General features: G+C 55.8%; 6 protein-coding genes. 4 read left to right on the top strand and 2 right to left on the bottom strand.

What is annotated here, in order from left to right:
* The first annotated feature begins 631 nt into the window (after positions 1-631).
* The 3 genes from NHH03_RS01490 (at position 632) to NHH03_RS01480 (ending at position 4,302) form a co-directional block, all read left to right on the top strand.
* On the top strand, positions 632-1,003 hold the full coding sequence (locus NHH03_RS01490; RefSeq protein WP_253153947.1) for a hypothetical protein: 372 nt from the start codon (positions 632-634) through the stop codon (positions 1,001-1,003).
* A gap of 88 nt (positions 1,004-1,091) precedes the next feature.
* The gene (locus NHH03_RS01485; RefSeq protein ID WP_253153946.1) at positions 1,092-1,799 is read left to right on the top strand and encodes a hypothetical protein; all 708 of its coding nucleotides are present in this window, start codon (positions 1,092-1,094) and stop codon (positions 1,797-1,799) included.
* A gap of 973 nt (positions 1,800-2,772) precedes the next feature.
* A complete protein-coding gene (locus NHH03_RS01480) occupies positions 2,773-4,302 on the top strand; it encodes a sialate O-acetylesterase (protein WP_253153945.1) in 1,530 nt (509 codons plus the stop codon).
* 25 nt (positions 4,303-4,327) lie between these two features.
* On the opposite strand, the gene bioB is transcribed toward NHH03_RS01480, so the two are convergent.
* A complete protein-coding gene (gene bioB / locus NHH03_RS01475; protein ID WP_253153943.1) occupies positions 4,328-5,362 on the bottom strand; it encodes a biotin synthase BioB in 1,035 nt (344 codons plus the stop codon).
* A 124-nt stretch (positions 5,363-5,486) separates the two neighbouring features.
* Between bioB and NHH03_RS01470 the strand changes: the two genes are divergently transcribed.
* Entirely contained in the window at positions 5,487-6,017 is a 531-nt protein-coding gene (locus NHH03_RS01470) for a hypothetical protein (RefSeq protein WP_253153942.1), read from the top strand.
* Here NHH03_RS01470 and NHH03_RS01465 read toward each other — a convergent pair.
* Entirely contained in the window at positions 6,014-6,739 is a 726-nt protein-coding gene (locus NHH03_RS01465; RefSeq protein WP_253153940.1) for an FKBP-type peptidyl-prolyl cis-trans isomerase, read from the bottom strand. The two genes, NHH03_RS01470 and NHH03_RS01465, sit on opposite strands and share 4 nt — an antisense overlap.
* Between the last annotated feature and the right edge of the window lie 146 nt (positions 6,740-6,885).

Below are 6,885 nucleotides of genomic sequence, written 5' to 3'. Positions count from 1 at the left end.
TAAATCCTCCACACCAACGAAGCATCTGAAACGAGGGGGGCGATCCAGAGCCGCGGTCCGTCATGGATTGCTTTACTTAAATCAACTTTGATTCTCCGTGCCTTGGTGCCTCCGTGAGATCCATTGGTCCGGCGTCTCTCACAGAGGCACGAAGGCACGGAGATGAGATAGCAATCGGTCGACGGTGCGGTTGCCCGCACGTTGCGTTGCCGAGAAACTCTGGCATCATCGGATCCGTTGGCGGGATTTATCTCAGCGTGAGGATCAGCGATGTCTGGGTGGTATGCGGAGCTTCCGTTGTAGGCGTTCCGATAGCATTGGGACGAGGCAATGGGTGCGGGATAGACCGATTGGTACCTAGAAACGCATGTAGAAGGTGAAAAGGAATCATTTCCCGCAGCAGCATCGCCTCCGCTGCCGTTGTCTCCTGCGGGAATGGCATCATAGCGATCCTTTGCGATAGAATCATTCTGACGCGGATCGCTTCCCCGCCAACCCGACCCACTGATGGTCGACAAAGTTCAACGCCCGATCTATCCGGGTACCTCGGTACCCGGATAGATCGCATTTCGTTATCCGACTGAAAGCTTACAAAATTTAAGCGTCGAGAGGCGTCGGCCACACCGAACTCATGAGCCCAACCCAAAATCGATTTGCTGAGACCGGACTCTGGACCGTGGCATTGATTTGCTTCGTGCCCGCAGTCTGTCTCGGTGTATTCTTTGCATCAACCCTCGTGCCACAAGCGATTGATCGCCGTACAGGATATTTTGCACTGGGCCTCGGTTGGCTTTTCTGGTCTTTCACCGTTGCATTGACAACATCACGCGATCGCTTTGACCCTCAAATATTCCTGCTCGTCCTACTGTTCTTTCCCATTATGTATCCTGCTTGTGTTCTCTTCCTGCTTCCCGTTTTGGCAATGCGGAAAAATTTCACAACCGGCGTGAACTACGTTTCGCGGGACTACGACAACAGAGATTCAACATCAAATAGCGGGTAACAATGCGATGATGACGGAGCGGCGGTGGTCGCCGTTCTCGCAGTTGTTGAGTCGCTCGCCGCCGTTATCCGACCAAAGAATGTCTAGCTTGAATCCCTATGACCCACCCGGCCAGCGATTCGCAAATGGATCGACACTCGCAGGGAAATACGTTGCGGACTACTCAAGACTTGGTCTCGGCGAGTTTCGCCGTGTTTGTGACTCTCCAGTCCGTGGTGCGATTGAGTGGTTCGCGATAAAACTGCAATTGAAGCATTGGGTAAAGCAGGTTTTTGACGCCCCTGTTCCGATGTTGAGCCAACTTTTCAGGATCATCGACACCCCGCAAGAATTTCATGATGACCTTATTGCATTCAAGGCAGATGCCGCCAGGTACGGGTACGCTGGTGAGCTTTGCACTGTCAAGAGATCCCAGGGCGTCGAGGTCACGACAGTCAGTTTACGGATGATTCATAAATCCAAGCAATCATTCCTTACATCTTTGTTCGCTAAAACTGAGGATCTCTCCCAAAACGAGACCCAGGTTACATCCGTGTTTAACATGGGCGACGACTTTACTACACTGTCCGTTACTAACGAACCACTCCGCTTTGCCCCATCGACTCGTTGCGTCGCTGAATACTTGGTCGGGGCTTCGCTTGCGCAACTCTGCGAAAGGCATGCAATTTTAGTTGCTGCTGCACCTGATGTTCCATCGCTTTTGGAAAGCCCAGAAGACATCGCTGTCGTTGTTGATACATTGACCGTTGAGTTCTACGATCGAATGATCTTATCGGGTGTGTTTTCCCCCGCTTGATCGAGTAGCGGCGGATCACCAATAAGAATTTGACATCGCGTGAAAGCACGGTGGTGTTGGCATTGGTTCTCTATCGATCTTGAAGAGGGGCTGGCGATTTGAGCGGACGAGCCGATGCTCAAATTCTCTGTTCAAGAAGGCCGGAGTCGGCGACGCCCCGTTGGGATTCACACCCGATGCTGCAGTGCGGAGGGCGAGTTTTTGTGCCGCGTGTGACTGGATCTGCAGGAACTCGCTTGAGTGAACCCAGGCATGTGGGAAGGGTTGGTGGCGTTTCGAAGCGAGGTGACCGACACTTGGAAGTCTGTTTCTCGCTGATCGACCTGTGTCGGCGCAGACCGGTTGCGTGATGCCGACGGGCGGCAGTTTCGCAGGCTCGGTGGATTGGGGGTAACTCGGTCATGGCGACGGTGGACCTCGTGTGGCCAGTCGAATGTGCCAGATCCATTGGCCATCACTGCCGGTGCGTTTTGTATTGTCGCTTCCCTGACGGTTTTAACCTGAAAGTGACTTCAGGCTGTTTGCCGTCGTTGGTGTGGAGGATTTATCCGACGGAATCAAAAGGAGGATGCGTCATGCTTGGTCGGATAAATCCTCCACACCAACGAAGCATCCGAAACGAGGGCTGGTCATCAATTGCTTTGTTTGAATCACCATTCATTCTCCGTGCCTCGGTGCCTCCGTGAGATCGATTGGTGCGGCGGCTCTCACTGAGGCACGAAGGCACGGAGTCTTGAGACGACACAAATCGACACGCCATCAAGCCTCCGCTAGCTCCTAGAAGGCCACCTCAACGGATCGACAGACGGTCTAGATAGGAGTCGACGGCCAATCCGATGGGCAAAGAAACGTACGCCGCCACTCTGGCGCGGTGGATCATCTATGATACCGCCCTGGCGCCCGCGGCTCATGTGCGGCGTCGTTTCACACTCCCTCCCCGCCCCCACCTGTTTGAACCTCCCGGAGTTTCATCATGAAAACATTTTTATTGGCCACCTTCGCCGTGGTGCTGGCTGCTCTGCCGGTACAGGCTGAGATTCGAACGAGCGCCGTCTTCGGCGACTCGATGGTCTTGCAACGTGAAAAACCAATCCATGTATGGGGTTGGGCCGATGCTGGCAGTGAAGTCAAAGTCACGTTGGCCGGAAACACCGAAACAGCCACGTCCGATGCCGACGGTCGGTTCGACGTCAAATTGCCAACGATGGAAGCCGGCGGGCCACACGAGCTGTCGATTCAGTCCGGCGGTGAAACGCAAACATTCAAAGATGTTTTGATCGGTGAGGTTTGGTTGTGCAGTGGCCAATCCAACATGCAGTGGGCGTTGGGTCAAGCCAACGATGCGGATCTGGAATCACTCGCAGCCAACAATCCGAACATCCGCCTGATCACCGTTCCCCAAGTCGGAACGCAGGAACTGCAAACCAGTTTCGATGGACACTGGGAAGCCTGCACACCAGAATCGGTGAAACAATTTTCTGCGGTCGGCTACTTCTTTGGCCGCCAGCTGCAGGCAACGCTGGGTGTCCCCGTCGGCTTGATCGACAACTCATGGGGCGGGTCATCGGCCGAAGCATGGGTGCGCCGCGACGTGCTGCAATCCGCCGGCACCTTCGACGACCTACTGGCTCGTTGGCGCGAGACAGAGTCCAGTTATGACCACGATGCTGCGGTGGCCAAGTACAAGGAACAACTTAAAAAATGGCAGGAAACCAAACAGGGCAACCAGCCCCGAGCGCCGCGAAACCCGCTGACCAACCAACACCGTCCGGCCAACTTGTACAACGGTGTTCTGAACCCCGTGATCGGATACTCCCTGCGCGGAGTGATTTGGTACCAGGGTGAATCCAATGCCGGTCGAGCCTATCAGTACCGCGACCTGTTCCCATTGATGATCCAAAACTGGCGTGATGAGTGGGATCAAGAGAAGTTGCCGTTCTATTGGGTACAGCTAGCTGACTACATGGCCGAATCGGCCGAACCCGCCGACAGTGCTTGGGCGGAACTGCGGGAAGCACAAACGATGACGATGTCAAAGCTGCCGGACACCGGCGAAGCGGTCATCTTGAATCTGGGTGAAGCATCGGACATCCACCCCAAGAACAAACAAGATGTCGGCAAACGTCTGGCGCGGTGGGCACTGGCCAAGGATTATGGCTACGACATTCCGCATCGAAGTCCGACCTACAAATCGATGTCGGTCAAAGACGGCAAGATCGTGCTGGAGTTTGATCACATCGGCGGCGGTCTGGACACCTTTGACGTTCGCGAACCATTGGGATTCACGATCGCTGCGGCGGACAAAAAATTCGTCCCTGCCCAAGCCAAGATCACTGGCAAGAACACCATCGAAGTGTCAGCGGAGTCGATTAGCCAGCCGGTCGCTGCCCGTTACGCCTGGGCCAACAACCCGGTCTGCAACGTGCAAAGCAGCGAAGGGCTGCCGCTGACACCGTTCCGCACCGATGACTGGCCCGGCATCACCGCCAATGTGACGAAGTGATCCAGGGCCGATAGCCAATGGCTGCCTACTCGCCGACCGACGTAGTGACGTCAAACCCCAGATCACGAATCATCTGGTAGTCCTCGTCGGGGGCTTGGCCCTGGGTCGTCAAATAGTCGCCGACAAAAACACTGTTGGCGACATACAGCCCCAGTGGTTGCAGAGTGCGCAAGTGGATTTCGCGTCCACCCGAGATTCGCAGTTCACGACTGGGATTGACGAATCGGAACATCGCCAACGCCCGCAGGCAATCCTGTGGGCTAAGGTCTTCTTTGCCTTGCAGAGGCGTGCCGTCGATCGAGTTCAAAAAGTTCAGCGGAATCGACTGCACACCCAACTCTTTCAGGTCGTAGGCCATCGAGATGATGTCGTCATAGGTTTCTCCCATGCCGATGATCCCGCCGCTGCACATCTCCATCCCTGCGTCGCGGACATGCCGCAGGGTCTGCACACGGTCAGCGTAGGTGTGCGTGGTGCAGATTTCTGCGTAGTATTCTTCGCCGGTATTCAGGTTGTGGTTCACCCGGTCTACGCCACAGGCTTTCAATCGATCGGCCTGTTCGCGTGAGAGCAATCCCAGACAGGCACAGACGTCCAAGTTGTACTGACGCTTGATCTCGGGCACGATTTCTTCCACCGCTTTCATCTCACGCTCGTTCGGCCCCCGCGCGGAAATCACCAAACAATACGTCTTGGCACCGCGCTCGGCGGCGACCTTGGCGGCGTCCATCAACGCATCACGTCGCAGAATGTTGTACTTTGGAACCGGGGCTTCGGAGATTTTCGATTGGCTACAGTAGTGACAATCTTCCGGACACAGCCCGCTTTTGGCATTCATCAAGAAATACAACTGGACGGTTTTGCCAAAGTATTTCTGGCGGAGTCGAAAACCGGCCGACAACAACCGCAGCACATCGTCGTCCGGCGACTCCAAAATCTGTCGCGCCTCGTCTCGATTCAACTCGCCACCGGCCAGGATTCGGTCGACCCAGGCATCGTAGGGCAAGGGCGTGGTAGCGGGGGGGTCGTTGGGGGTGGTGGTGCTAAGGTCAGTCGCCATATCAGGCCTATCTAACTGCGTCGGTTTGCCATGGAACGTCAAATCAATCACTATGTTCTTCTGCCGGCGGCTGATCGGCAAGGCGTGCAGATCAAAGCGCTCTCGCAGAGAGCCGGAAACTGAAGTGACACATTACTTTTTACGAATCGGATCGCTGGGCGAAATCCGCTTGGGGACTGCGCTGATTCCGCTGGACCGCGGCCGTCGTGTGGTGGTGCGATCGCCCCGTGGCGTGGAAGTGGCGGAAGTCGTTTCGCCCTGTCACCGGGTTGCCGCGACCACCGCAACCGATCCCGGCCACTACCGAATCATCCGGCCGACGACCGATTCGGACGAGATGCTGGTCCAGCGGTTGGAACGCTATAAGCACCAGGCGATCGAATCCTGTCGAAATCGGCTGAGTCAATCGCACAGCGAGGTCACGCTGTTGGACGTTGACCAACTGCTCGACGGCGGGACACTGATCATGCATCTGCTGGGCGAGGTCGATACGGGCGCACAAAAAATCGCCGACGAAATCGCCGGCGAGTATGAATCCATTGTGCGGACCAATCACCTGTCCGAGCTACTGTCGGACGGTTGTGGACCGGAGTGCGGCACCAGCAGCGGTGGCGGGTGCGGCAGCTCCTGTGCCGGTTGCAGCGGCTGTGGCTAGAGAATTTCTAGCAATTCGACTTCGAAGATCAGCACCTCATTCGGGCCGATCGCGCCTGGGCTGCCTCGTTCGCCGTAGGCCAGATCCGATGGGATGTACAACATCCACTTGTCGCCGACCTTCATCTTTTGCAACGCCATCTGCCAGCCCTTGATGACTCCACCGACGACGAACTCAGCCGGCTCGCCGCGTTTGACGCTGCTATCGAAAACGTCGCCATTGATCAGTTTGCCGGTGTAGTGAACGCGGACTTTATCCGATTGGCTGGGCGATCCACCGTCGCCCTTTTTGAGCACCTTGTACTGCATTCCGCCAGCCAATTCCTCGACGCCGTCTTGCTTCGAGTTTTGCTCCAACCACATCGCGCCCTTTTGCTTATTCTGCTCGGCCTTTTTCGTCATTTCGGCCTGCAGTTCTTTGTGGCGAGCGGTCAAGATCGATTGCAATTGCGTTTGTGCCGCCTGCAATTCCTCGTTCGATAACCCCAGGTCGCCGCGTGAAAGTGCATCGGCGATGCCGGCGGCCAAGGCGGTGGTGTCAAAATCTTCCGCGGTCAGACCTTGCTGTTGCAGTTGTTGCCCCATCGAGACACCCAAAAAATATCCCACGGGATTCTTTTTGGCGATCTCCTGGTTGGAGCCTTCTGATTGAGTTTGGTCTTGTGCGTGTGTCATCAGCGTCATCATGGAAACGACGGTGATCACCAGCAAGCAACGATGCATTGGAAAGGTCCTTGGGAAGGCGTTTGGATCGACTCGATTCGACGAATCCACCCACTCGCTTGGAAGCAATCGCCGTTCATCACGAGGGAAGGAACGGTGTCTGGACTCTCAATGTGTAGCCCAACGAAGCGTGCATCATAACAGGA

Source organism: Stieleria tagensis, assembly GCF_024129865.1.
GTDB lineage: Bacteria > Planctomycetota > Planctomycetia > Pirellulales > Pirellulaceae > Stieleria > Stieleria tagensis.
This window is presented reverse-complemented; position numbering and strand designations above follow the sequence as displayed.

What these genes read in the sequence shown, in the direction of transcription:
- NHH03_RS01490 (WP_253153947.1), top strand. Translation starts at nt 632, where the DNA reads ATGAGCCCAACCCAAAATCGATTTGCTGAGACCGGACTCTGGACCGTG.
- NHH03_RS01480 (WP_253153945.1), top strand. Translation starts at nt 2,773, where the DNA reads ATGAAAACATTTTTATTGGCCACCTTCGCCGTGGTGCTGGCTGCTCTG.
- bioB (WP_253153943.1), bottom strand. Translation starts at nt 5,362, where the DNA reads ATGGCGACTGACCTTAGCACCACCACCCCCAACGACCCCCCCGCTACC.
- NHH03_RS01465 (WP_253153940.1), bottom strand. Translation starts at nt 6,739, where the DNA reads ATGCATCGTTGCTTGCTGGTGATCACCGTCGTTTCCATGATGACGCTG.